The sequence below is a fragment of the Vibrio sp. 10N.261.54.A5 genome, assembly GCF_041471145.1.
In the GTDB taxonomy this organism is placed as follows: Bacteria; Pseudomonadota; Gammaproteobacteria; order Enterobacterales; family Vibrionaceae; genus Vibrio; species Vibrio crassostreae_C.
The window spans coordinates 1-22,663 of record NZ_JBFRNU010000067.1 but is presented as its reverse complement, the minus strand read 5'-3'; the positions used below and the strand labels follow the sequence as shown (position 1 = coordinate 22,663).

Below are 22,663 nucleotides of genomic sequence, written 5' to 3'. Positions count from 1 at the left end.
CCGCGATGAACCTTTTTTGTTTGTGCAAACCGTGTTGAATTCTCTGAATCTAGAGCATCATCTTCAATACATAGTTCCTAGAGACAAAGTGGTGTTTAAGTGCGGCACTGATATGCAGCACAATTAAACAGGCTAGGGCAATACAACTGGCACTATGTAAATAGAAAAAGAAGTGGTTGATTGAAGGTTCGGTAATTAGATTATTGACGTTCGTTAACCAGAATAGAGAATAAGGCTCTTTCAGCATCAAATAACCGGAACTAAAAACCATGAACATCACTAGATACATCAATGAGTGAGTCAGTTTGGCAACGCACTGCTGTCGCTTTGGGATTGAGAGTGGCATCTCCGGTGATGAGCGAAAATGGCTCCAAATATAACGTGCAATGAGCAACGGTGTTGCAATGGTTGCCAATGACATATTAAGCACAGACAGAAAAGAAAACAGTTCTGGATGGCTAGTGACATAGTGCATCACATACCCTGCGGTTGTTGCATAGATGATGACGAAAGCCATGACTCAGTGCAGTACACGGCTCATTAAATCGTATCGCGTATTACTCAAATTAACCTCGGTTTAATTATTATAAATATAAGATTCCACGGGATGCTATAAATCAATCATCGGTATATTTGCATCACGAATTAATTATATAGAACAGTAATACTGGGCATTTTTATTAGTTAGAAATTAATGATGTTGCTTCAAGTGTTTTATAATTATCAATGATGTTTTAGAGTGTTAATTCCAATGCCGAGACAGTAAATCATCTGACTCCCTAGCTTGTATTGCCATAACGAGATACAGTGACACAAAGATAAGACATATAAGGAAAGTATAAATGCTTCGAATTCTATTGATTGCAGTGTTCTCACTGGTAACAACCATGAGCCTTGCAAGCGAGGAAGTTAAATACTCAGACAAAGAGTATGTAGACCGACCACTGATGGAGCGCTACATCCTAGATGAGTTGAAGCAGTTGCGAATGGAACAACAAGATCTTGAGAGACGCCTAACTATACAGATGACCGATCGTGAACTGTCTGTTGCCGACAAGTCGCTCAACTATGCGAATGTCACCGTGACGTATTTCTTCTACATTATTGCAGGTGTTGCTTCACTCATTGCGTTGGTGGGGTGGCAATCACTTAAAGAGCTCAAACATACCACCAAAGAAATGGCCGACCAGCGGCTGAATTCGATTGCTCAAGATTATGAAAAGAAATTTAACCTTCTTGAAAGGGACCTTAAGCGTAAGACCAGAATCATATCGGAGAACAACCGAGAGATTGAGATCATCAATGAGATTCACAATTTATGGCTGAGAGCGCAAAATGCCCAGACTGCTGAACAAAAAATTGAAACTTATGATGAAATTTTGAAGGTTCGTCCGGGTGACTTGGAAGCGTTGACACACAAAGCGGATGCTGCAATGGACATGCGGGAATACCATTGGGCGATGAGTCTGTGCAACCGCGTACTTGAGGTAGATGATCAAAATGCTCATGCCCTGTACCAACGCGCTTGTGCTTACGCTAGATTAGGTGCAGAAGGTCAAGCTATCGATGATTTAGAGCGTTCGATTGAAACAAGTGGTTCTATGAGAGAGCTACTAGCTGAAGAGCCTGATTTTGAGATGCTAAGAGGTTTAGAACGATTTGAGGCTCTTTTCGAAGAGTAATATTTGAAAGGCGATGGGCTTTATTAGCCCATCATCTTTTTATTGGATTTACAGAACGGTTTCTTACATTTCACTTGTTCAATAAACTAAATTGTTATGTTATAACGTTTGAATGAGTTCATCGTTATAAACCGTTAAATATTTTATGAAGTTTCTCCGCTCCGGCCTGATCATTATTGCGATCAGCGCATTTTCTCTTGCTACTTTGCTCTCTTTTCATTCAGAACCAGTACAAGAAGTCTCTATCAAAATAACACCTTATCAAGATTCTCAATCGAGTGATGTGGCCAAGGTGCATTCGCAATCGGGTTCCAACTCTCTCGTTAAAGTCCATTATTTTGTGAAAGTCGGCGACACGCTAAGCAACATATTTTCGTCATGGAAACTGCCTTATGGAACGGTTCAAAAGGTGATGGAAGCAGATCTTGAGTCTTTGAAATTGGACACAATAAAACCTGGTGATCATCTAGAGTTGCTTCTGGATGGTGACTCTAAACAGCTTGTGGAGCTGATTTATCACGAGAGTTTGGTTGAGCAAGCAGCCTTTACTCGAAATGATGATGGAAGCTTCAGCTATCAGTTCCATGAGATACCAGGCGAGTGGAAGGAAAAACTTTATGCTGGCAGTGTGCATGGTAGCTTTTCAACGTCAGCCTACAAAGCGGGGTTAACTACTAACCAGATAGCCAATATCACCCGCACACTAAAAGACAAAGTCAACTTCGCTCGAGAGCTGAGAGCTGGTGATAGCTTCAATGTATTGGTCAAAGAGCAGTACACGGATGATCACCTAACGGGTAAAACAGAAATTCAAGGTATCTCAATTCAATTAAGAAACCGAGAAGTCGCAGCTTTTCTAGCACCAGATGGTCTTTTTTATGACAGAGAGGGTAATAGCCTAGAGCAAGCATTCAATAGATACCCTGTAGACAGAAAATTCCGAAGAATTACCTCATCGTTCAACCCTAAACGGAGACACCCAGTAACTGGGCGAATCTCGCCACACAATGGTACTGACTTTGCGACGCCAGTGGGCGCTCCGGTGTACTCAACGGGTGATGGCCGTGTTGTAGCGCTTCGTGATCACCCTTATGCCGGGAAATATTTGGTGATTGAACATAACAGCGTATACACGACACGTTATCTTCACTTGAGTCGCTTCCTCGTTAAGAAAGGTCAGCAAATTAAGCGAGGTCAGAAAATAGCATTATCGGGTGCAACTGGCCGTATTACTGGCCCGCACTTGCACTTTGAAGTATTGGTTCGTGGTCGCGCCGTCGATGCGATGAAGGCAAACTTACCGATGGCAAGTTCGATAATGCCTAAAGATAGAAAAGAGTTTTTGGCTCGAATTGCCTCTTTTGATGCCATGATTTCTGAGCCAGAAGATCGTGCGAGTTAGAGATATTCAAGCCTAGTTTGGCAGCGAATACAATAACGCCCCTTAGCTAGCGATTCAGCTAAGGGGCGTTTTTCTAGGTAATCGCATGATTTAGCGAGTGATTCAGTTAAGCAACCACCACTGCCGTGCCACTAGCAGAGACCATCAACATGCCATTACCTGTTCCCAAGACTTCGTAATCAATATCTACGCCTACCACCGCGTTGGCACCCGCTTCAATCGCTTTCTGTTCTAACTCTTTGAACGCGTAGTTACGTGCTTTTTCCAGTTCTTTCTCGTAGGTGCCAGAACGTCCACCCACAAAGTCACGAATTCCTGAAAACATATCTTTGAAAACGTTCACCCCTAGAATGGCTTCTCCGGCAATAACCCCTTTGTAATCGACAATGCGCTTGCCTTCGACTGATTGTGTGGTGGTAATAATCATAATGGCCTCTTGTAAGCTTGCTGAGCTGTCACTCGCTTATTGATTGATAGTTTGGTCTTGCTCTTGAATGTCATCGTTCAGTGCTGTCTCTGAGCGTGTGAATTCATGTCTTAACCATGTTCTCAGTTTTAGCACACTTTCTTGTTTTAATTTGTTTTTTGGGCAAACAAAGTAAAAATCTTGGTGCGGGTTAGCAACCGGTTTACCCAATTCGACAAGCATCCCATGGCTGATATCATCTTTCACAAACAAGCGATGCGTTACTAGTACGCCTAACGAACGAATTGAAGCTTGCACCGCTTGAATGGAGACATCGAATGTCAGGTTGCTATGGAATGTGGGCATTGGGATTTGGTAATTGTCGCACCACACTTGCCAGTCGTGTTGTCGCCTGAGGTTAAAAACGCCAATGGTCGGGTTTTGTTTGACGAGTTGTTCGACGCTCAATCCGGTCTGGTTTTTTAATATCGTAGGGCTACACACCAAGATTAGGTCATCGTCGCCCAGTTTCTCGCTGTAATATTGTTCCCACTCGTTGGGTTTGCCATGTACAAGCGCAACATCGACCCCTTCCTGCTCGATATCGAAAGGGCCAGTTAGCGTCGAAATGCGGATATCAAGTGAGGGAGCGAAGGCTTGGAAGTCGGGAACTCGTGGGATCCACCAGTGCATCGCTAGCGAATTGACCATGTTGAGGGTAATGCGGTGGTCGTTAGGCGTTCTGGCAAGCTCTTCGGTCGCCTCTATCACTTGCTCAAGTGCGGGAGCAACTTTGCGGTAATATCGCTTACCTGCGACATTAAGAACAACACGACGACCGACTCGTTGAAACAGAGGCTTGTTGACCAGTTGTTCTAACGACTTTATCGCTTGGCTTACCGCAGAGTGACTGACGTACAATACCCGCGCGGCGTCGGTCATGCTGCCAGTCTCAGCAACAGCAATGAAAGCATAAACGGATTTAAGCGGAACGAGTTTTTTCATTGGTAAGTTTTCCTTACAGTTATAGTTAATATTACTCGCTATTTTTCATTACGTCACGCCTCTAAAATAGATGTCATAGGAGGTGATAATTATGTCTGATATTACCAAGGCAACGACTTTCATGTTGTTGTCGACGTTCAGTTTGTCTTTAAGTGGCTTGATGGCCAAGTATCTATCTGAAGTGATGCCCACTTCGTTACTCAGTTTTGTGCGTTTTTTGTTACCCAGTCTGTTTTTATTTCTTTTCCTGACCTTTTACAAAATCAGCAAGCCGACACGAGAAATGTGGAAACCTTTGGTGATGCGGGCGATCTTTATGGTGGCGTGTCAGTGGTGTTTCCTTACTTCACTGCAAACCTTAACGCTTGTTGAAGGGGTTGTGTTGTTCAGTACGGGGCCTCTGTTTATTCCATTGTTAGAAAAGTTAATATTTAGAACCAAGATTCATACAACGACGATAGTGTGTTTAGCTGTCACCTTTGTTGGCGTAGTGATGATGGCGGGGGATTGGTCGCAGTTTGAGTTGGGTTCGGAGTTCTTTAGACCTGCGCTTCTGCTTGGGCTTCTCGCGGGGGTATTTAATTCTGGCTCGCAAGTGAGTTTGTACCGAGCGTCTAAAACCAGCCTGACTCCGGCAGAGCTTAACGCGTGGACCTTTTTAGTTGCGGCAATTATTGTGATACCAATGGTTGTGTTTACTTCAGTGTCTGCGGTTCCTGATGTAGTAGAAAGCTCAGGTAGCTTATCGGCGTTGTGGTCTTTCGATGACTTACGTTGGATTGTACTGGGTGCACTTGGTTTGGCGTTATTCACCATTAATACGCAGATCTTCCGTTCGAAAGCGTACAAGTTAGCAGACAGCGGATCTCAATTGGCTCCGTTAATTTTTACTAACATGCTGTTTAGCGCGCTTTGGCAGGGCTTGTTCTTTGATGATGTGTTTTCTACACAGCAGATGATTGGCATTAACCTGATTGTCGTGGCGAGCATCACCAATACATTGCTGGCAAAAAGACACAGCAAGGCGAAAGCCAAACAAAAACCGCACACCACAGTGGCTGTAGCGACTGTAGTGGACGTTGCGGTATTGGACTCGGCAGCTAAAAGCTAACCATTGAGTTATGGCTTATCCTCTGAATGGTTAATTTAAAACTTAGAACAATGAGCGTATGTATTCTTTTACTCGGTCGATGTGTTCGTGCGGGTCAATCTCGCAGCGTTGGTTCATTTCTAAGAATCGCTCAGCGTATTTATCGTAGATTTTGTTTTCCAAAAACAGTAAATACAACTTGGGATCGATATGACCGCTGGTGGCCATGTCGGTCATGATGTTGAGTGATTCGCTTAAGAGTTTACCTTTCTTATAAGGGCGATCACTAGAGGTGAGCGCTTCAAAGACATCAGCAATTGCCATTGCTCTGGACGGCAGAGGTAACTGGTCTTCGTTTAAGCCTCTTGGGTATCCCTTACCGTCGATACGTTCGTGGTGTCCGCTGGCGATATCCGGAATGTTTTGAAGGTAAGGCGGGTAAGGCAACTTGTTGAGCATGGTGAAGGTTTGGATAATATGATCGTTGATCATGAAACGTTCTTCATCGTTTAGCGTACCACGGCGTACTTTCAAATTGTGCAGTTCACCTTGGTTGTATTTAACTTCTCCGGGCTTAAGTACAAACGCTTCTTGCCATACATCGGCAGGGTTAAAGCCATTGTCCCAAGGTATTTTATGCTCCGGTTTGTCTGCAAGCAGAGGCTCCATGACAGGCAAACCCTTTTCCTGACTTGTTGGCTCAGTTCTCTCTTTCTCAACCGACTCTTTTTGGGTGTTAAATCTCTCTTTTTCAGACCAAGACAAACCCAATTGATCATCCAGTGTACGTTTCCATTGGCGTTTGGCTATTTGATCTAAGCGTTCTAGCTGCTCTTCCGTCATAGATTCGCCGCCAAGATTACACTCAGCAACGAAGGCAAACTCCTCATCCAGTTCAGACAGGCTTTGTTCGAGTATTTTGAGTTGTTCTTCTTGTAGTGCACCGTTCGCCATCGCTTTCCAGTAATCGGTTTCCGCTTGCTGTTTCAACAACTCAAAACGCATTCGCACTTCGTGGATTCGGTCGTAAATGGTTTCCAGTTTTGTTGCCTTATCTACCACATATTCAGGCGTGGTCACCTTGCCGCAGTCATGAAGCCAAGCGGCGAGCATCAACTCTTCCCACTGTTTACTGTCCAATGAGAATTGCGGGTAATAGCGGTCATCATCTATGGTTGCTTGAGTTAGCCATTTGGTGAGCTCATGCACTCGTTGGCAATGCCCGCCCGTATAAGGTGACTTGGTATCAATCGCCGATGCAATCAGCTCAATAAAGGCATTAAGCATGTCTTTTTGTTGCTGCATTTGGTCGATGTTGTCTTTCGCTATTTCCGCAAAGCTGAGCAACTCTCTTAAAAAGGCGTGCTTGTCTGCCTGCATCTTGGTAATTGGTCTCTCATAGCCAATTGCCACAATCCCTACCAACAGTTTCTCTCGGTTTAATAGTGGAAATAGGTACAGGTCTGAATTGAAGATCGAATCTTGGTAATAGTTGAGAACATTGTCTTCTCTGTTCAAATGGATCGTCTCACCAGATTTAAGCTGACACAGCAACCAAGGCGTGTGTTTGATGAAGTCATTGATGTCGGCCTTAAAAGGAAGAATGGCAAGGTTGGCTGCCGTATCAAACACGTCTTTCTCTTTGGATTGAGTGAAAAGGACAATGGTTTCTGCTTTGGTAATTAAATAGCTTTGATGAGCAATGTTCTTGGCTAAGATCGAAAACTCCTGATTCCCGGCGGTGTCTCGAAGTAGGGTAATCAGATCATGAAGCGTGTGTTCCATTAGCTCAATCGAGTGGGCGAGGTTAGCCACTTCTTGAATCATGCTTTTGGGATAATGAGTACGCCTGAAGTCGAACCGAGCGATGTTGTCGGTGAGTTGCATCAGCGTATTGAGCGGCTGAGACAGTCGATTAGCAACAAACCATACGATAGCGAAGCAGATGAACAACATCCCAATCGCGACCGCAACTTGCTTGTCTCGCATCGAGATAAGATCAGCGAGCAGCTCATTGTGTGGCGTCGCTTCTGCCAAGTATAAGGTGACATTTTGAGTCAGTTGAACCGGCGTTAGCGTTAGTGCCCAAGTGTTTAAGTTGTATTCAACGTTTTTTAGATTGAGGTTAAACTTCTCTTCATCAGAGATAAGCGGCGCAATAACGGACGCTTTCAATGCTTCCATCTGTTCACGTTTGGGCACATTAAAGAAGCTTTGGTCTTGCTCACTGCCAGAGAGATTCCCCGTCGTTTGGTTGTTCGTTTGCTCAGTTTTACTTGTGTCATCAGATTGGGAGTCAGGCTTGGGTACTGATAGCTCAAGTTGATGCTGACCGAGAAGATTAAAATGTTGATCGAACAAGGCGAGTCGGGTTTGCGGAGAATAAGCTCATTCACTGATCTGAGAAGAGAGGGAACTCAACGTAAAGTCGGCACCAACCACATGCTTGCCATCGGCAGAACGCCTAGAGAGTGTAATGCCATTGGTTTGCAGGAAATAGAATAGATAGGGCTCAGAGAGTTGTATTGAGCCATCAGGCTTTGCGTTACGAAACCAAGGACGAGTGGTGGGGTTGAACTTACTCTCTGCTTGTCGAGTACTGATCACTTGATGTGCGCCATCAAGATAGGTAATAAAGTTTTCACCGTCTAGATTGGTGCTGCTGACCATCATGGTCGCTTTAGCGGGCGCGCTGTTTTCGGCTCTCTGTTTATTGGTGCTTAATGGACGAAAGATTCTGAAGTCACCATCTTCAGAACCATAAAATAGAGCGACCAAATTGGTGTTTTGCTTGAAGATGATATCGACCGAAGCAAGCCAAGAGTCTTTTTCGACAGCGGAAGCTTGATGAGCAACAAACGGGCTCACCGCCATCACATTTAAGGTTGTGATAACAGGGGCAATGGCTTGTTTAAATACTGATTCCAGTTTGTCGCGGTGCTCATTACTGATCTCGCGCACTGTGCCTAGCAGCAGCTCTTGGGAGTGCCGATAACTAATCGAAATCAATACCGCACCGACAAGTGTTGTCAAAATTAGGAAAAGGCTAGTGATGTGGATACTCAGCGGATATCGTCTTCTTCTCATCTAACACTCCAGTTTGTAGGCTGGTTTAAGTATTGACGAACTTGGGTAGGTTGCAAAAAATTGGCGCAATTACCGAGTGTGTGCGGTTCGACTTAGATAAGACCAAGCGCTGGCTGGCTCTGGTTAGCCACGTATTCCCGTGTCGTGTAAATGAACCAGTAATAAACCTTTATGTTTGGGTGCTAATTGTCACTTTCAGCTGATAAACTGGCCGAATTGTTGCCATTAGGCATTCATTTTCTGAAGTATTCTTTTCCTGAAAGAGATTCAGAGTTACTTTCTGAAAAACGTATTTTGACCGAGCGAAGAGGGCATTGATTCATGGAACTCAAAGTAGATACTCACACCCACACATACGCAAGTGGTCATGCTTACAGCACATTGATCGAAAACGCCAAGTCGGCAAAGCAAAATGGTTTAGCCATGTTTTGTACTACTGATCATTCAGAATCAATGCCGGGCGCGCCACACTATTGGTTCTTCAGCAATCAGCGTGTGCTCCCTCGTTTTATTGAAGATGTCGCAATTATTCGAGGTGTTGAGTCAAACATCATGAACACACAGGGTGAAATCGACATTCATCCGAGTGTGGATAAGAACTTGGATTGGGTGATCGCGAGTTTTCATGAGCCAGTATTTCGCCCATCGGATGTCGCTAACCATACAGAAGCATTGTTGAATGTGATTAAGGGCGGTCGAATTGATGCGCTTGGTCACTTAGGCAATCCTAATTTTGATTTCGATTTCGAAGCCGTTATTCAATGTGCGGTTGAGAACAACGTGGCGATTGAGATCAACAACACCACACTCAAAGGCAATAGCCGAGTTGGCAGTGTTGACCGCTGCTATGAGATTGCAAGAATAGCGAAAGCGAAGGGTGCATTTATTACAACAGGCAGCGATGCGCATTTCTGTTTAGATGTCGGTGGCTTATACTTAGTCGCAGCATTGTTAGATGAAGTGGGCGTAGATTCGAGTAAAGTGATTACCCATTCGCCAAAGCAGTTCCTAGCCTTTTTGGCCTTGCGCGGTCGTAATGAAATCCCAGAATATTCAGATCTTGTTTAAGAGAATGTCGGCGGGTTTGCATTTCGACACAATCAATTTTTGTGCCTGAAAGATTTTTGTATACACTAGCCGAAAATAATAAAGTCGAAGTGCCACAGTAATGACGGCTCTAACTTCAAAGACACCGCTTCACTTGGAGAAACAATGAAAACTCGCTCAATCCTTTTATCTGGCTTAATCGCTGCTTCAGTATTGTCTGGCAACGCATTTGCTAATGTAGACCTTAAGAAAAACATGCAAGAAATGAAGCTTGCGTTCAAACAAGCGGCAGAAGCTCAAAGCATTGAAGAGATGCAAAAGCCTATCGTTCGTTTAGATACGCTAGTGGCAGAGCTGAAAACGGGTGTTTACCCAGTCGAGAAAGAAGACAACTTCATGGAAGGCTTCAAAAAGATCAGTGCATCACTGGATAGCATTGAGCAGAAGCTAGACCAAGGTGACTTAGCGTCGGCACAGCAAGAACTTCGTACTATTGATGGCCTTCGTGAAGAGTACCATGAGAAGCGTAACCCAAGCATCTGGAGCAAGATCTTCGGTTAATTCGTTAATCATGAACGTTTGCTAGATAGGTAACAAAGAGCAAACCTCAAGATTCGATTTCTAAAACGCCGCCTTACATTACCCTCTTTCGAGGAAGGTGTAAGGCGGCGTTTTTATTGTCTCTTTTATCGAAAGCCTGCTGCAAAGAGATGAGTATTACTTTCTTAGTTTTAGTGTTGTAACCAGTATTTAACGAAAAAGAGTGTGCGTTAGCTTCAATTTTTTAACTTGCTGTTAATCTTTACGTTTACCTATATTCCAAGTCCCTCATAATAAGGGAAATTTATAAAGAATTGGAATAATGCGCCGAACCTCGTTCAACTTCTTCATGTTACTTGCAACAGCATTAAGCTGGGCGCTAGTGACATTAATGCCTGTTATCAATGCTCATGGTAATAGTGCGGGAGTATGGGCGTCGTTATGTACGGTCAATGGCTTTGAATTGGTTCAAATCGAAGAAGGCGAACCTAATACTCATAAAGGAAAGCCGTGTCCGTTTAGCCATTTTTCCACGTTTCACCAAGATGAACTTCCCACTACACTACTGACAACTCGACTGAGTTCTATTGTCTCCGACAGCTACGCTTTTTTGGCTCTAAGCGAACGCTACACGAGGCAAGCCCCGCGCGGCCCTCCCTTTGTTATTGCTTAAACCTAACCCATTAAAATAATTAAAAAATAAAGTATTAAGTAAAGTTAAACATGCTCAGATTACTTTCTGATTTTTCAGAAGGTATGTTTGCGTGTGTCAAAGGAAATTATAATGTTGAGAAATGAATCTCAAACCCCTGCGAAAGCACAAGCAACTTCGCAGTCTAAAAGCAGTGCAACAACCGGTTCGGAAACCAATATAAAAAGCAAAGACCGCAATAAAACCCTCTATTTCCTCACATGGCGCTGGCACTTCTATGCTGGGCTATTTGTTATCCCGTTTATGTTAATGCTGAGCATTACAGGTTTGGTGATGCTGTTTGATGATGAAATCGAATTGACTTTCCACCACGAAGCCCTAGAGATTGTTGCATCGGGCGAGCCGATTAAAGTGTCACAACAGTTAGCTGCAGTACAACTTCAATACCCACAAGGTTCGGTTACCCAGTTTGTTCCGAGCAAAGCTCCTGATCTGGCTAACCGCTTTTCGGTAGCACTTGTAGACGGCACATCGGTCTTCGCCACGGTAAATCAATATACGGGCGAAGTGGTCGGAGAGATTCCGCGTAGCGACAGCCTGTACCAACTCGCGAATGACATTCACGGCACTTTGTTGATTGGTGATTGGGGTGATTATCTAATTGAAGTCGCAATAAGCTTGTCTATTCTGTTGCTCATCAGTGGTATTTACTTATGGTTACCTAGAGATAACGCGAGCCGCGCTGGTTTTCTTAAGCTTCGATTTGGTTCAGGAACGCGTATTTTAATGCGTGATCTGCATGCGAACATTGGAGGTGTGTTATCGCTCGTTCTGTTGTTGTTTATTCTGTCTGGATTGGCATGGACAGGTTTTTGGGGCGGTAAGCTTGTTCAAGCATGGAGCACTTTCCCTGCTCAAATGTGGGACGATATTCCGTTGTCTGATAAGACGCACGCTTCCCTCAACCATGGCTCAGAAGAAGAGCTACCTTGGAACTTGGAGCAAACACTATTGCCTTTGTCTCAAGATAAGCCAGCAGAACACGTTCATCATGTGGAAGAGGCGACGGAACCTCATGATCACTCTAAGATGGGTGAAGATCACTCTCAACATGTGTTGTCAGCAAGCAACTTCGACATTGATGACGTTACTGAAAAAGCATACTCACTTGGCTTTACACGATACAAGGTGAATTTCCCGCGTTCAGAAACGGGTGTTTACACGGTCACAGCCAACACTATGGGCGGTGACATCATTGATCCAACGCAGGACCGTACTACGCACCTCGACCAATACTCAGGTCGTATTCTGGGTGAGGTGACATGGCAAGATTATAACTTCATTGCCAAAACGTTAGCGGTAGGTATTTCATTGCATCAAGGTGACATCAGCATCATTAACAAGCTTCTAAATGCTTTGTTTTGTTTGGCGTTCATTGTTGTGTCCGTGACTGGCGGTGTGATGTGGTGGATACGTAGACCTTCAGGTCAAAGAAAGCTTGGCACGCCACCGAAGTTTGGCGATGCAGGGCTTTGGAAGACAGGTTTAGTGATCGTGATAGTTATTTCAGTACTGTTTCCACTGGCGGGAGCGACGATCGTGACAGCAATGCTGCTGGATTGGTTACTATTTTCACGCGTTGAGAAATTCAAGACGGCATTGAGTTAATTGATATACAAACTGACCTCCTTTTTGAGGAGGTCAGTTTCATTATTCAGATGACATGCTCTGTTTATTAAGAAGACGTTAGACTTGTACAGCTCTATATTTGATAAAGCTCTAGATTTCATAAAGCTCTAACGGAAGCCCGTCAGGATCGGCAAAAAAAGTAAATGCTTTACCTGTAAATTCATCAATTCGGATCTGTTCGACTTCGACTCTTTGTTCTTCCAAATAGCTTTTGATTTGTTGAACGTCATCAACACAAAAAGCTAAGTGTCTTAGCCCTTGAGCTTCAGGAAAGCTAGGTCTTTCCGGTGCGTTAGGGAAGCTGAATAGTTCTATCTGAGCACCATTAGGTAGCGCTAAATCAAGTTTGTACGACTGGCGAGCCTCTCGATAGTTTTCGGCAATGATCTCAAGTTTTAAAATCTCGGTGTAAAAGTGCTTCGATGCGTTGTAGTTTGAACAGATTATGGCTGCGTGGTGTATTCCTTTCAACATCAGTTTATTTCTCCTGCCAACTTGTCACCTAAGTGCTCCATGGCGTAATCAATGAATACACGCAGTCGAGCGGGCATGTACTTGGTTTGAGCAAACTGCATCGCAATCGCACCATGGTAATTACTCTTGATGGTCCAATCTTCCAACACTTGTACTACAGACCCTTCAGCCAACGCATCTTGAATCACGAAGTCATGGAAAATACCGACGCCTAGACCTTCTTTCACACCTTTCAGTCGCATCTGCGAGTGGTTAACTGCGTAACGTCCACTGACGGGTACTGTGTGAAATTCATCATCTTTAAGAAAATCCCAAATGTGATCTTTGTCTGTCTCTGCAAGATACAAACAGTCGTGTTCAGACAGCTCGGTAGGGTGGTGAGGAATCCCCTTGGCATCTAAATAGTCAGGGCTTGCACACAACACGAGGTTTGTTTTTCCTAACTCTTTCAATACTAAGCTTTCGTCGGGCTTATCAGTCAGGCGGAAAGCAATGTCGATGCCTTGACGTAAAATATCGATGTCGCCGTCAGCCGCTCTCAATTTAAGTTGGATTTCTGGATACTGATTTAAGAATGGAACAACGAAAGGCTGCAATACCGAATTCAAGAAGGCTTCAGGCGCCGCTACCGTTATCGAGCCTGCAGGTTCGGTATGGTCGGAGGTAGACAGTTCAACGGCTTGTTGCGCTGCGTTGATCATCACCACACTCTGATCATAAACCAATTGACCCGCTTGCGTAATGATAAGGGTACGAGTGGTACGCTCAAACAGTTTCACCGATAGCGCTTTTTCCAAGCGGGTGATGAGCTTACTCAAGGCTGATGGTGTCACGCCTAACTGTTTTGCTGCAGCCGTAAAACTACCTTCGTTAACCACCAAAATGAACGAGGCGAGATCCGGAAGCAGGGCGATGAGTTTTGGGTTAATCATAAGTATCCAGTTAAGCTAGTTTCAACGATGAACTTAATGGTCATTGTGAGCGATTTACTTTGATTTGTGAATCAATTTCATTAATTGATTGACGTGATTGCTCTGATAGGTTGTTGTGTTTGAAGCTCATCTGTATAGCGGCGTTGCTGCTGCGCATTCTGAGATGAAAAATTGAGATTTGATATGAAAGCGAAATTAGACGGAAATTATAGCTAATTTGGCGTTTAAAAAAGCAGGTGAAGGGCGTTAATGTGCCCTATGTCACTGGGATGAACTATTATTAGTGCCTGTGATTCATTAATGTTTTTCCAACTAAAGGGATAATCGGAACGGGGATGTTCAACTAGAATATAGGCATAAGTTTTACAGTGTAAATGATCGTGTTGAGATCGTTTACATCCCTACATAAAGCGGCGCGCGATGCTGCTAAATTATAACTAGGAAGGAATGAGACAATGTCTTCTGCATTTTACCAACAGATTCAAACTCAAATCGAAGAAGTTAAAGAAGAAGGTCTTTACAAGTCTGAGCGCATTATTACTTCTGCACAAAAAGCAGCGGTTTCTATCTCGACTGGTGAAGAAGTACTAAACTTCTGTGCAAACAACTACTTAGGTCTTGCTAACCACCCAGCTCTTATCGAAGCAGCTAAAGATGGTATGGATCAGCACGGTTTTGGTATGGCTTCAGTACGTTTCATCTGTGGTACTCAAGATTCTCACAAAGAACTAGAGCAAAAGCTTTCTACGTTCCTAGGTAAAGAAGACACTATCCTTTACACATCTTGTTTTGATGCAAACGCTGGTTTGTTCGAAACAATTCTAGGTAAAGAAGACGCAATCATCTCTGACGCACTAAACCACGCATCTATCATCGATGGCGTTCGTCTGTGTAAAGCAATGCGTTTCCGTTACTCGAACAACAACATGGAAGAGCTAGAGCAGCAACTTATCGCTGCTAAAGAAGCTGGCGCTCGTCACACACTAATCGTAACTGACGGTGTGTTCTCAATGGACGGCGTAGTGGCTAACCTTCCTGCTATCTGTGACCTTGCAGACAAGTACGATGCACTAGTAATGGTTGATGACTCTCACGCAGTGGGCTTCATGGGCGAAAACGGAGCGGGTACTCACGAGTTCCACAACGTTGTAGACCGTATCGATATCATCACTGGTACTCTTGGTAAAGCAATGGGTGGCGCTTCAGGCGGTTACACTTCTGGTAAGAAAGAAGTGATCGACTGGCTACGTCAGCGTTCTCGTCCATACCTATTCTCTAACTCTGTTGCTCCTGCAATCGTATCTGCGTCTATCCGCGTTCTAGATCTTCTTGCGGAATCTGGCGACCTACGTACTCAACTATGGGAAAACTCTGCTCACTTCCGTACTCGCATGGAAGAAGCTGGCTTCACTATGGGCGGTGCAGACCACGCAATCATCCCAATCATGCTTGGTGATGCAAAAGTAGCGGCTGAGTTCGCTGAGCGCGCACTAGAGAAAGGCATCTACGTTGTAGGTTTCTCTTTCCCTGTAGTACCAAAAGGTCAAGCTCGTATCCGTACGCAAATGTCTGCTGCACACTCTCGTGAGCAACTAGACCGCGCAATCGATGCGTTCATTCAAGTTGGTAAAGACATGGGTATCATCTAATTTTAAAGGGATGCCACGAGCATCCTTTAATTAGATAGAGCAACACCCAGTAGAATATATAGATTTTTGATTCTCGCCTTACAGTTAGGCGAGATGAACTAGGTAACATTATGAAAATTAAAGCACTTTCTAAGCTAAAGCCTGAAGAAGGCATTTGGATGACCGAGGTTGAAAAACCTGAAATGGGTCATAATGATCTTCTTATTCGTATTAAGAAAACCGCAATTTGTGGTACTGACGTACATATCTACAACTGGGATGAGTGGTCACAAAACACAATCCCAGTACCTATGGTAGTAGGTCACGAATACGTGGGTGAAGTTGTTGGCATTGGCCAAGAAGTTCGTGGTTTTGAAATCGGCGACCGTGTATCTGGCGAAGGTCACATCACATGTGGTCACTGTCGTAACTGTCGTGGCGGCCGTACTCACCTTTGTCGTAACACAACAGGTGTTGGTGTTAACCGCACTGGTGCGTTCTCTGAGTTCCTTGTGATTCCTGCGTTCAACGCATTTAAGATCCCTGCAGAAATCTCTGACGATCTAGCTTCAATCTTTGACCCGTTTGGTAACGCAGTACACACAGCACTTTCTTTCGACCTAGTTGGCGAAGACGTGCTAATTACTGGTGCTGGCCCAATCGGTATCATGGCTGCAGCTGTTGCTAAGCACGTTGGTGCTCGTCACGTTGTAATCACTGATGTAAACGAGTACCGCCTAGATCTTGCTAAGAAAATGGGTGTGACTCGCGCAGTAAACGTGATGGAAGAGAAGCTTGAAGACGTAATGTCTGATCTTGGCATGACTGAAGGCTTCGATGTAGGCCTAGAAATGTCTGGTAACCCATCTGCGTTCAACAGCATGCTGACTAACATGAACCACGGCGGTAAGATCTCTCTACTAGGTATTCCACCATCAGATATGGCAGTAGACTGGAACCAAGTAATCTTTAAAGGCTTGGTTATCAAAGGTATCTACGGTCGTGAGATGTTCGAAACTTGGTACAAGATGGCTTCATTGATTCAATCTGGCCTAGATCTAACACCAATCATTACTCACCACTTCAAGGTTGATGACTTCCAAAAAGGCTTTGACGCTATGCGTAGCGGGCTTTCAGGAAAGGTTATCCTTGATTGGGAATAGTCTAAATTAGGCTCTCATTAGCAAAAGGCGACAGGTTAAATTGTCGCCTTTTTTACGTCTAAAACCGCTAAATAACGCTCGATTACAGTGGCTGTCGCCATTTTGTCGCCATTAATTTTCTAAAGGATTGAGGTGAACTGCCTGCATCAAATGCTCGGGAGCAAAGTGAGAATACGCCATTGTCTGCTCAATTTTTGTGTGACCTAGAATCCGCTGTAACACCAAAATATCCCCTTTATTCATCATAAAGTGCGAAGCAAATGTATGCCGTAGAACATGCGTTGCTTGCCCACTTGGAGCATGATTAGGTAAAGCCCTTTTAATGTAGTGCCAGGCATCCTTATAAGTAGTGTCAAAAATCTTATGGTCGTTCACTGCGATATCTAAGATCTCATGATACAAAGCAGGTGAGATGGGCACACTTCGATTTCTCTTACCTTTTGTCTCGGTGTAAGTTAGCTTGAATTCAGCTACTTGTGAACGGGTAAGAGTGAGAGCTTCACTTATACGAGCACCGGTGGCTAAGCAAATCTTAGAGATTACAATGAGCTGTGGAATCGAGACTGTAATTACGCGGTTGAAATTCTTCAGGTTAAATAGGAACTCTTCAATTTGTGGCTTGGTTAGATATGCCAGGTTCTTCTCGCTAGTTTTGATTGTATCGATAGCTTCAATCGGGTTGGGGTATTTCCATTGATTGTACTTGATTAGTTTCTTGAACATTCCCTTTAGATAAATCAATTCCATGTTATGTGTTGTTGGTGAAATCTCAACAGATTTATTTTTGCCACGGTAAGGTATTCGTGTTGCACGATAGTCCAAGTAGTCTCGTTCTTTAAGGTGGTAGGCAATCGGGTTACCTAATCCTTCAATTGTTTTGGCTATCAGATCCCGAGCTTGCTGATCCGCACCAGTAGTTTTGGACACTGAGTTAAGTGAGTACAATCACTAATGAGGTGAACCATAACAAGCAAGAAGAAACGTATTATCCATTCTCCTGAATTTAAAGCCGAAACCCTGAAGTTGGCAGAGAAAGTGGGAGTCGCTACAGCTGCAAGATAGCTCTCGTTACATGAATCTCAGATCTATGGTTGGCGAAAAGCCACAAAGAAGAATTCTAATATTAGCCAACGAGAACAAGAATTGGCCGTTGAAGTCGCTAAGCTAAAAAGGCAGTTGGCAGAGCAAGCAGAAGAGCTAGACATCGTAAAAAAGGCCGCCACCTACTTCGCGAAAAATCTAAAGTAAATTGCTATGAATTTATGCTCGAACACCTGCTGAGTTTCAGTATTTCCCGTATGGCTAAGGTGTTCAGAGTTTCTTGAAGTGGGTTTTATTATTGGGTTGAGAACCGCCACAAGGCGATTCAACGTGAGACAGAGCGCCAAAAGCTTGATACCAAGGTAAAAGAAGCCTTTGACGTTAGCAAAGAATGAGATGGCTCAGACGTATTCAGAAAGAACTGGCAGAGAGCGGTGATAACCATAATGTTGAGACCATTGCCGCCAGTATGAAACGTCAGGATTTAGTAGCGAAAGCAGCACGCAAGTTTAAGTGTACAACGGACAGTAAGCATAAAATGCCCGTTGCTCCGAACTTGCTCGCTCAAGATTTTAGCGCAACGGCTCCGAATCAAAAATGGGCAGGAGACATTACTTATGTTGCCACAAGCGAAGGCTGGCTGTACTTAGCTGTCATTATTGACCTATATTCAAGGCAAGTAATTGGTTGGTCTATGGATACGAGAATGACGGCCTCACTGGTCTGTGATGCCTTATCGATGGCTTTATTCCGTCGAGGATTCCCTGAGCAGGTTATAACTCATAGCGATCGAGGTAGTCAGTACTGCTCGAAAGACTATTTCAATTGCCATTACGCTGAAAGTTGTTACCCATTCACCGCTACACTTGATTATTTTCAATACGTTAAGTGCAAATACTACTAATCTGTCCAAGGTTTAGAGGACCTTGAACAGATTAGGTATACACAAGCTTAAATTAAACGTTGGAACGCGCGTTTTTCTTCTTTGATTTATAGGCTTTCATTGAAATTTTTAAAGCAAGCTGTTTTTGTTTAATTGAAATGAGTTGTCTAGTTACGACCTTATGGTGTAACTCTGTGATAAAGTTTTTTTCCCAAGGCGTAAGGCGGTCAAACCTCAATAAAATAGTGTCATTGAGTACATTGAACAACTCGTATTGGCTTTTATCCATTCGACTGCTAAGCATTCAATTAGAGCACTTAGCTAGAGAAATGACGTTAAGGCTTTCTACTTTCTCATTTTTTCCTAAGGTAATGATTCGATAAGAGATCCCACTCTCTAATAGTGGTCTTATTTCGATGTTGTCACAAAAACTAACGGCGACTTTTTCTACTAAGCGGTCCATATTCAAAGTTTTCTTTTTTATGAAAACAAGAGTGACACTATTGCCCTCTGACTGAGCATTTACGAGTGTGATTGAGCCTAACTCTTGTGGAAGTTGGCTTGAAATAACTGTCGTTCTATAATCGGCAAGTCCATTAGATTTTATTGGGCTTATCTGACAACCGTTAAGCATGACACTGACGAAGAGAATTACAGTTGTTCGTAGCATTATGCGCTCCTTCTTCCTTTCTTCTCCCTTTAGGTGCCTTAAAATATTTATGGATATAACGTGAAGACATAGAAGATAAGAGCGCACTGTAATCTAAACTGAATGTGACTTTTTCCCCTACAAGTAGTGGTTTCTGTGAGGATTCAAGGACAAGATGATCACTGGTTGAAGACATGATCTTAATCCCATTCGGAGCCTTAAGCCCGCTGACACAAACATCTTGGCGGCCTAATGCTAGAATAGCTTGTGAGACCTCCCCTCTATCTTGAAGGTTTTCTTTTTCACCAAAAGCATTTAACCCCCGACTCCCCCAAGGCAAAGTCGGTTTAGTCTTGGATTCAATCACTTCAGCGGTCAAAGAAACCGCATCCGTATGTAAGCCTTTGATATTTTCGTGCTCTAAAGGCTCACAGCCTAAAAAAATTGCTTCTCCTATACGAAGGTTATTGACTCGAGTTAAGCCTGTTCTCTGAAGAGCCCAGTTAACTGAAGCAGAATTACCCCCTGAAATAATTTCTAGACTGACCCCAAATGTAGCTTCAATTCCATCGGCAAGCTCAGAAAGAATACTCATATTTTGATCATCTGGAGCGACACCATACCGACAGGCTAAATTCGTACCAATTCCTTTTATCGTGATGTTTGGTAAAGAAATAATCTCTCGGATAAAATCAATCACGCGATTTGGCATCACACCTTCTCTGAGATCGCCAAGCTCAACCATAATAATGATACCGTGACAGCAATTTTGTTGTTCCGCTGCATGTGAAAGCCTCTGAATCACTTCAACTTCAGAGTTTAAACTCATATCACTGTATTTTATTACGCTTGCCACTTGACTGAGCATGGGTGTACGTATCAGCATTTTAGGGATAGCAATGCCAATTTCAGTCATCTTTTGAAGATTTTCGATTCTTGAATCGGCTAACATTGTTGCGCCAGCATCAATAAGAACTTGTGCGATGATAGGGTGACCGAGGAAGACTTTTGTTACAGGCGTAACGGATATATTTTTCAGTGATAGCTGAGAAATCAGGAACTGAGCGTTATGATGAACTTTCCCACAATCGATGTCTAACCTAGGGTAGTTCACCCTTTTTCGGCCAGTTTACTTGCTATTATAGGGAAGGCTGACGTTACGATGTGCAGTAGATGTTCAACAGGCTGTGACAAGACATCAGTAACCGGTAGACCAAATTCGGTAGTGTAAGTGTCTATCGCACAACGTGTTTCATCCAACGACATATCTTCATGATTCAGTGTTAGTCCAATAACATTGGTATTAGAAAACGTTTCGATAAGACTGATTTCTGAGGCAATCGAAGGCATTGGGCAATCAGGAAAATCACTACGATATAAACGTTTAGGGGCATGTTGCAGTATCACACCCGTTGGACAACTGCCACGTAAGATAAAAGCGCTGGTTGAAAACGCAGGGTGACTCAAGGCTCCTTGCCCCTCAACAATTATCAGATCCGGATTTTCTTTTTCATAGGCCTGTACAATGACAGATTCCAATTCACCGGCACAAAATTGTGAAGGGACTGCATCGAGTGCAACGCAGTATTGTGCGCCTTGCATAATACCTGTTTGACCAGTGGCAATCAGAACGACGTTAAGGCCTTTTTTAGTCAGTTCATTCGCCAATATTGTTGCTGTTGTTCGTTTTCCTAGCGCGCAATCCGTCCCCATTACAGCAATTCTCGGACATTTAACGTTGTGTATTTTCCCGCTAAACGTTTTCAGATCGCCTTTACTTTTGGGTTTGCGAGTATCGAATATTCGAACGTTATTCTTTAAACTGGCTTCTAAAAACAGAGGATCGTCGGTTAGAAATTCATGTAAGCCATTTACGATGTTCATTCCTAATGACATGGCATTTAAAATGATGCTTTTATCTAAGTCAGATAAAAAACCACTTGATGGCGCAATGCCAAAAATGAAATAATCGGGAATGCTTTCCGCGTGAATGATAGCTTCTTCAGCATTGGCAAGGATCGGTATTCCATTGGCTTTGTTATCAAGAACTTCACCAGCATCTAAGCCAGCAGACTCACTATCAATAACCGATAGAATACGATAGCTTAACGAATGCCTCACTAACCCATTAGCGGTTTTACCATCAATTTTACCAAAATTACCTTCGCAATATATAATTGCAGAAGGGATGACCGGGTTTACTTTTTGAGCAAGTGGTAACCAAGGAGCTATATGGGGTACGTTGTTGGTATCTACATTTTCAATTCTAGAGAGTTTGAATATATTTCTTAACTTTTCGGTTGAGATGGACATAATTAAAGCCTGCAGTATGGCTTAGGAGGGCGACTAAGGAGTGCCGATTTGCGAGTTCGGAAAAGAAAAGAAGTCCCTACTAAGCGGTAGGGATAACAACCAAGGTAACACACTCACCAGACTTTTGTTGGTTATTATTAATACGCTTTCTGAGTCTATTACTTTCAGACGTCGCCCACTTGAGCGTTGTAATTTCTCAAACTCAATTTACCGCTTGTTAATCCCTTGTATCGAGACATTGCGGTCTCAGATATTGAGCGATAGTGATAACCAGACTCTGTTTTCCACTCCGATATTGTCCCATTTTTCAGAGCCGTTACTGCTTCGTTTCTGGGATGACCATCCTCCCAATGTACTGCATTCTTTCGAGGTGGTATCAACGGAGTACAGCCTTTATTTTTCAGGGTTTCATGACAACTTTTTGTGTCATATGCTCCATAGGTAGATTCGGTATGAACCTTTCTGCGTAAAGGGTTGAGTAATGTTGGTAGCACTTCACTATAGCCAACATTTACAAGGCTGACTTCCGCACTAATCGCTTCGTGAGTATCCACATCTACAGCTAAGTGCAGCTTACGCCATGTTCTTCGTTTTTCTGCACCATGCTTTTTTACTTTCCACTCACCTTCACCAAAGACTTTGAGGCCTGTCGAATCAATGGCTATATGGTGAATAGCCCCTCTAGACCTATTGCGATATTTGACCTGAACCGTCTTCGAGCGTTTACTAATACATGTGTAGCCAGGAGAGGTCAGCGGAACATCCATTAGCTCAAAGATAGAGTTGATAAAACCTTGAAGAGCACGTAATGGCAGAGAGAATATCCCCTTAATCATCAGGGCAGTTTCAATCGCTGTATCAGAGTACTGGAACTTAACTCAGTGTCCAAAACTTCTGGCACGGATCACTATGAATCCTAACCAAGGCCATTGGAACATTACTTTTTATTGTCCCATTGAACGGTGTCGTTGATCTTCAAG

Annotated in this window: 18 protein-coding genes and 4 pseudogenes; 10 read left to right on the top strand and 12 right to left on the bottom strand. The window is 43.5% G+C overall.

Going from position 1 to position 22,663, the window contains the following annotated elements:
• Positions 1 to 49: 49 nt before the first annotated feature.
• Positions 50 to 517: a cytochrome b gene (locus AB4329_RS19705; RefSeq protein WP_372139085.1), complete on the bottom strand. Its 468-nt coding sequence runs from the start codon at positions 515 to 517 to the stop codon at positions 50 to 52.
• A gap of 325 nt (positions 518 to 842) precedes the next feature.
• Between AB4329_RS19705 and AB4329_RS19700 the strand changes: the two genes are divergently transcribed.
• Together AB4329_RS19700 and AB4329_RS19695 are read left to right on the top strand one after the other, a co-directional pair.
• A complete protein-coding gene (locus AB4329_RS19700; protein ID WP_010428829.1) occupies positions 843 to 1,682 on the top strand; it encodes a tetratricopeptide repeat protein in 840 nt (279 codons plus the stop codon).
• Positions 1,683 to 1,827: 145 nt separating this feature from the next.
• Positions 1,828 to 3,084 carry a peptidoglycan DD-metalloendopeptidase family protein gene (locus tag AB4329_RS19695; protein WP_372139083.1) on the top strand — a complete coding sequence of 419 codons (1,257 nt, stop codon included), beginning with the start codon at positions 1,828 to 1,830 and terminating at the stop codon, positions 3,082 to 3,084.
• Between the two features lie 106 nt (positions 3,085 to 3,190).
• Here AB4329_RS19695 and AB4329_RS19690 read toward each other — a convergent pair whose 3' ends face one another.
• Positions 3,191 to 3,511, bottom strand: a complete 321-nt coding sequence (locus AB4329_RS19690; protein ID WP_004730185.1) for a heavy metal-binding domain-containing protein — start codon at positions 3,509 to 3,511, stop codon at positions 3,191 to 3,193.
• Between the two features lie 36 nt (positions 3,512 to 3,547).
• The gene (locus tag AB4329_RS19685) at positions 3,548 to 4,495 is read right to left on the bottom strand and encodes a LysR substrate-binding domain-containing protein (RefSeq protein WP_372139081.1); all 948 of its coding nucleotides are present in this window, start codon (positions 4,493 to 4,495) and stop codon (positions 3,548 to 3,550) included.
• A 91-nt stretch (positions 4,496 to 4,586) separates the two neighbouring features.
• Between AB4329_RS19685 and AB4329_RS19680 the strand changes: the two genes are divergently transcribed.
• Positions 4,587 to 5,606: a DMT family transporter gene (locus AB4329_RS19680; RefSeq protein ID WP_372139079.1), complete on the top strand. Its 1,020-nt coding sequence runs from the start codon at positions 4,587 to 4,589 to the stop codon at positions 5,604 to 5,606.
• Between the two features lie 42 nt (positions 5,607 to 5,648).
• Here the strand turns inward: AB4329_RS19680 and AB4329_RS19675 are convergent.
• Positions 5,649 to 8,672: pseudogene (locus tag AB4329_RS19675) on the bottom strand (HD domain-containing phosphohydrolase).
• Between the two features lie 321 nt (positions 8,673 to 8,993).
• Between AB4329_RS19675 and AB4329_RS19670 the strand changes: the two are divergent.
• From AB4329_RS19670 to AB4329_RS19655, 4 genes are all read left to right on the top strand, one after another.
• Positions 8,994 to 9,740 carry a phosphatase gene (locus tag AB4329_RS19670; RefSeq protein ID WP_372139077.1) on the top strand — a complete coding sequence of 249 codons (747 nt, stop codon included), beginning with the start codon at positions 8,994 to 8,996 and terminating at the stop codon, positions 9,738 to 9,740.
• 144 nt (positions 9,741 to 9,884) lie between these two features.
• On the top strand, positions 9,885 to 10,280 hold the full coding sequence (locus AB4329_RS19665) for a cytochrome b562 (protein WP_017059534.1): 396 nt from the start codon (positions 9,885 to 9,887) through the stop codon (positions 10,278 to 10,280).
• Between the two features lie 301 nt (positions 10,281 to 10,581).
• A complete protein-coding gene (locus tag AB4329_RS19660; protein ID WP_017064798.1) occupies positions 10,582 to 10,932 on the top strand; it encodes a hypothetical protein in 351 nt (116 codons plus the stop codon).
• A 111-nt stretch (positions 10,933 to 11,043) separates the two neighbouring features.
• Complete coding sequence (locus AB4329_RS19655; RefSeq protein WP_371724808.1) at positions 11,044 to 12,579, top strand: PepSY-associated TM helix domain-containing protein; 1,536 nt, start codon at positions 11,044 to 11,046, stop codon at positions 12,577 to 12,579.
• A 111-nt stretch (positions 12,580 to 12,690) separates the two neighbouring features.
• On the opposite strand, the gene AB4329_RS19650 is transcribed toward AB4329_RS19655, so the two are convergent.
• The gene (locus tag AB4329_RS19650) at positions 12,691 to 13,074 is read right to left on the bottom strand and encodes a VOC family protein (RefSeq protein ID WP_017059537.1); all 384 of its coding nucleotides are present in this window, start codon (positions 13,072 to 13,074) and stop codon (positions 12,691 to 12,693) included.
• Positions 13,074 to 14,006, bottom strand: coding sequence for a LysR family transcriptional regulator (locus tag AB4329_RS19645; RefSeq protein ID WP_017059538.1), 933 nt, complete (start codon positions 14,004 to 14,006; stop codon positions 13,074 to 13,076). The genes AB4329_RS19650 and AB4329_RS19645 overlap by 1 nt, the downstream gene beginning before the upstream one ends.
• Before the next feature lie 455 nt (positions 14,007 to 14,461).
• Here AB4329_RS19645 and AB4329_RS19640 point away from each other — a divergent pair, with 455 nt between their 5' ends.
• Positions 14,462 to 15,655: a glycine C-acetyltransferase gene (locus tag AB4329_RS19640; RefSeq protein ID WP_017064793.1), complete on the top strand. Its 1,194-nt coding sequence runs from the start codon at positions 14,462 to 14,464 to the stop codon at positions 15,653 to 15,655.
• A 110-nt stretch (positions 15,656 to 15,765) separates the two neighbouring features.
• Complete coding sequence (gene tdh, locus AB4329_RS19635) at positions 15,766 to 16,797, top strand: L-threonine 3-dehydrogenase (protein ID WP_050649238.1); 1,032 nt, start codon at positions 15,766 to 15,768, stop codon at positions 16,795 to 16,797.
• Between the two features lie 111 nt (positions 16,798 to 16,908).
• On the opposite strand, the pseudogene AB4329_RS19630 reads toward tdh, so the two are convergent.
• A pseudogene (locus AB4329_RS19630) lies at positions 16,909 to 17,697 on the bottom strand (tyrosine-type recombinase/integrase); the annotation flags it as partial.
• Positions 17,698 to 17,940: 243 nt separating this feature from the next.
• Between AB4329_RS19630 and AB4329_RS19625 the strand changes: the two are divergent.
• A pseudogene (locus AB4329_RS19625) lies at positions 17,941 to 18,658 on the top strand (IS3 family transposase); the annotation flags it as partial.
• Between the two features lie 136 nt (positions 18,659 to 18,794).
• Here the strand turns inward: AB4329_RS19625 and AB4329_RS19620 are convergent.
• The 5 genes and pseudogenes from AB4329_RS19620 to AB4329_RS19600 all read right to left on the bottom strand — a co-directional run.
• A complete protein-coding gene (locus AB4329_RS19620; protein ID WP_004735670.1) occupies positions 18,795 to 19,025 on the bottom strand; it encodes a hypothetical protein in 231 nt (76 codons plus the stop codon).
• Positions 19,026 to 19,391: a type II secretion system pilot lipoprotein GspS-beta gene (gene gspS2, locus AB4329_RS19615; protein WP_371713746.1), complete on the bottom strand. Its 366-nt coding sequence runs from the start codon at positions 19,389 to 19,391 to the stop codon at positions 19,026 to 19,028.
• Entirely contained in the window at positions 19,348 to 20,484 is a 1,137-nt protein-coding gene (locus AB4329_RS19610; RefSeq protein WP_371713745.1) for an alanine/ornithine racemase family PLP-dependent enzyme, read from the bottom strand. The genes gspS2 and AB4329_RS19610 overlap by 44 nt, the downstream gene beginning before the upstream one ends.
• Positions 20,481 to 21,683, bottom strand: coding sequence for a DUF1611 domain-containing protein (locus AB4329_RS19605; RefSeq protein ID WP_372139076.1), 1,203 nt, complete (start codon positions 21,681 to 21,683; stop codon positions 20,481 to 20,483). Before AB4329_RS19605 ends, AB4329_RS19610 begins: the two co-directional genes overlap by 4 nt.
• 164 nt (positions 21,684 to 21,847) lie before the next feature.
• Positions 21,848 to 22,555, bottom strand: a pseudogene (locus tag AB4329_RS19600) (IS5 family transposase); the annotation flags it as partial.
• Positions 22,556 to 22,663: the final 108 nt, after the last annotated feature.

Bases quoted from the DNA above. Each gene is read 5' to 3' on its own strand.
- AB4329_RS19665 (WP_017059534.1), top strand. From the start codon at position 9,885: ATGAAAACTCGCTCAATCCTTTTATCTGGCTTAATCGCTGCTTCAGTA.
- AB4329_RS19605 (WP_372139076.1), bottom strand. From the start codon at position 21,683: ATGTCCATCTCAACCGAAAAGTTAAGAAATATATTCAAACTCTCTAGA.
- AB4329_RS19650 (WP_017059537.1), bottom strand. From the start codon at position 13,074: ATGTTGAAAGGAATACACCACGCAGCCATAATCTGTTCAAACTACAAC.
- AB4329_RS19620 (WP_004735670.1), bottom strand. From the start codon at position 19,025: ATGCTTAGCAGTCGAATGGATAAAAGCCAATACGAGTTGTTCAATGTA.
- AB4329_RS19680 (WP_372139079.1), top strand. From the start codon at position 4,587: ATGTCTGATATTACCAAGGCAACGACTTTCATGTTGTTGTCGACGTTC.
- AB4329_RS19695 (WP_372139083.1), top strand. From the start codon at position 1,828: ATGAAGTTTCTCCGCTCCGGCCTGATCATTATTGCGATCAGCGCATTT.
- AB4329_RS19700 (WP_010428829.1), top strand. From the start codon at position 843: ATGCTTCGAATTCTATTGATTGCAGTGTTCTCACTGGTAACAACCATG.
- AB4329_RS19685 (WP_372139081.1), bottom strand. From the start codon at position 4,495: ATGAAAAAACTCGTTCCGCTTAAATCCGTTTATGCTTTCATTGCTGTT.
- AB4329_RS19690 (WP_004730185.1), bottom strand. From the start codon at position 3,511: ATGATTATTACCACCACACAATCAGTCGAAGGCAAGCGCATTGTCGAT.
- AB4329_RS19670 (WP_372139077.1), top strand. From the start codon at position 8,994: ATGGAACTCAAAGTAGATACTCACACCCACACATACGCAAGTGGTCAT.
- AB4329_RS19705 (WP_372139085.1), bottom strand. From the start codon at position 517: ATGGCTTTCGTCATCATCTATGCAACAACCGCAGGGTATGTGATGCAC.
- AB4329_RS19660 (WP_017064798.1), top strand. From the start codon at position 10,582: ATGCGCCGAACCTCGTTCAACTTCTTCATGTTACTTGCAACAGCATTA.
- AB4329_RS19640 (WP_017064793.1), top strand. From the start codon at position 14,462: ATGTCTTCTGCATTTTACCAACAGATTCAAACTCAAATCGAAGAAGTT.
- AB4329_RS19655 (WP_371724808.1), top strand. From the start codon at position 11,044: ATGTTGAGAAATGAATCTCAAACCCCTGCGAAAGCACAAGCAACTTCG.
- AB4329_RS19645 (WP_017059538.1), bottom strand. From the start codon at position 14,006: ATGATTAACCCAAAACTCATCGCCCTGCTTCCGGATCTCGCCTCGTTC.
- tdh (WP_050649238.1), top strand. From the start codon at position 15,766: ATGAAAATTAAAGCACTTTCTAAGCTAAAGCCTGAAGAAGGCATTTGG.
- gspS2 (WP_371713746.1), bottom strand. From the start codon at position 19,391: ATGCTACGAACAACTGTAATTCTCTTCGTCAGTGTCATGCTTAACGGT.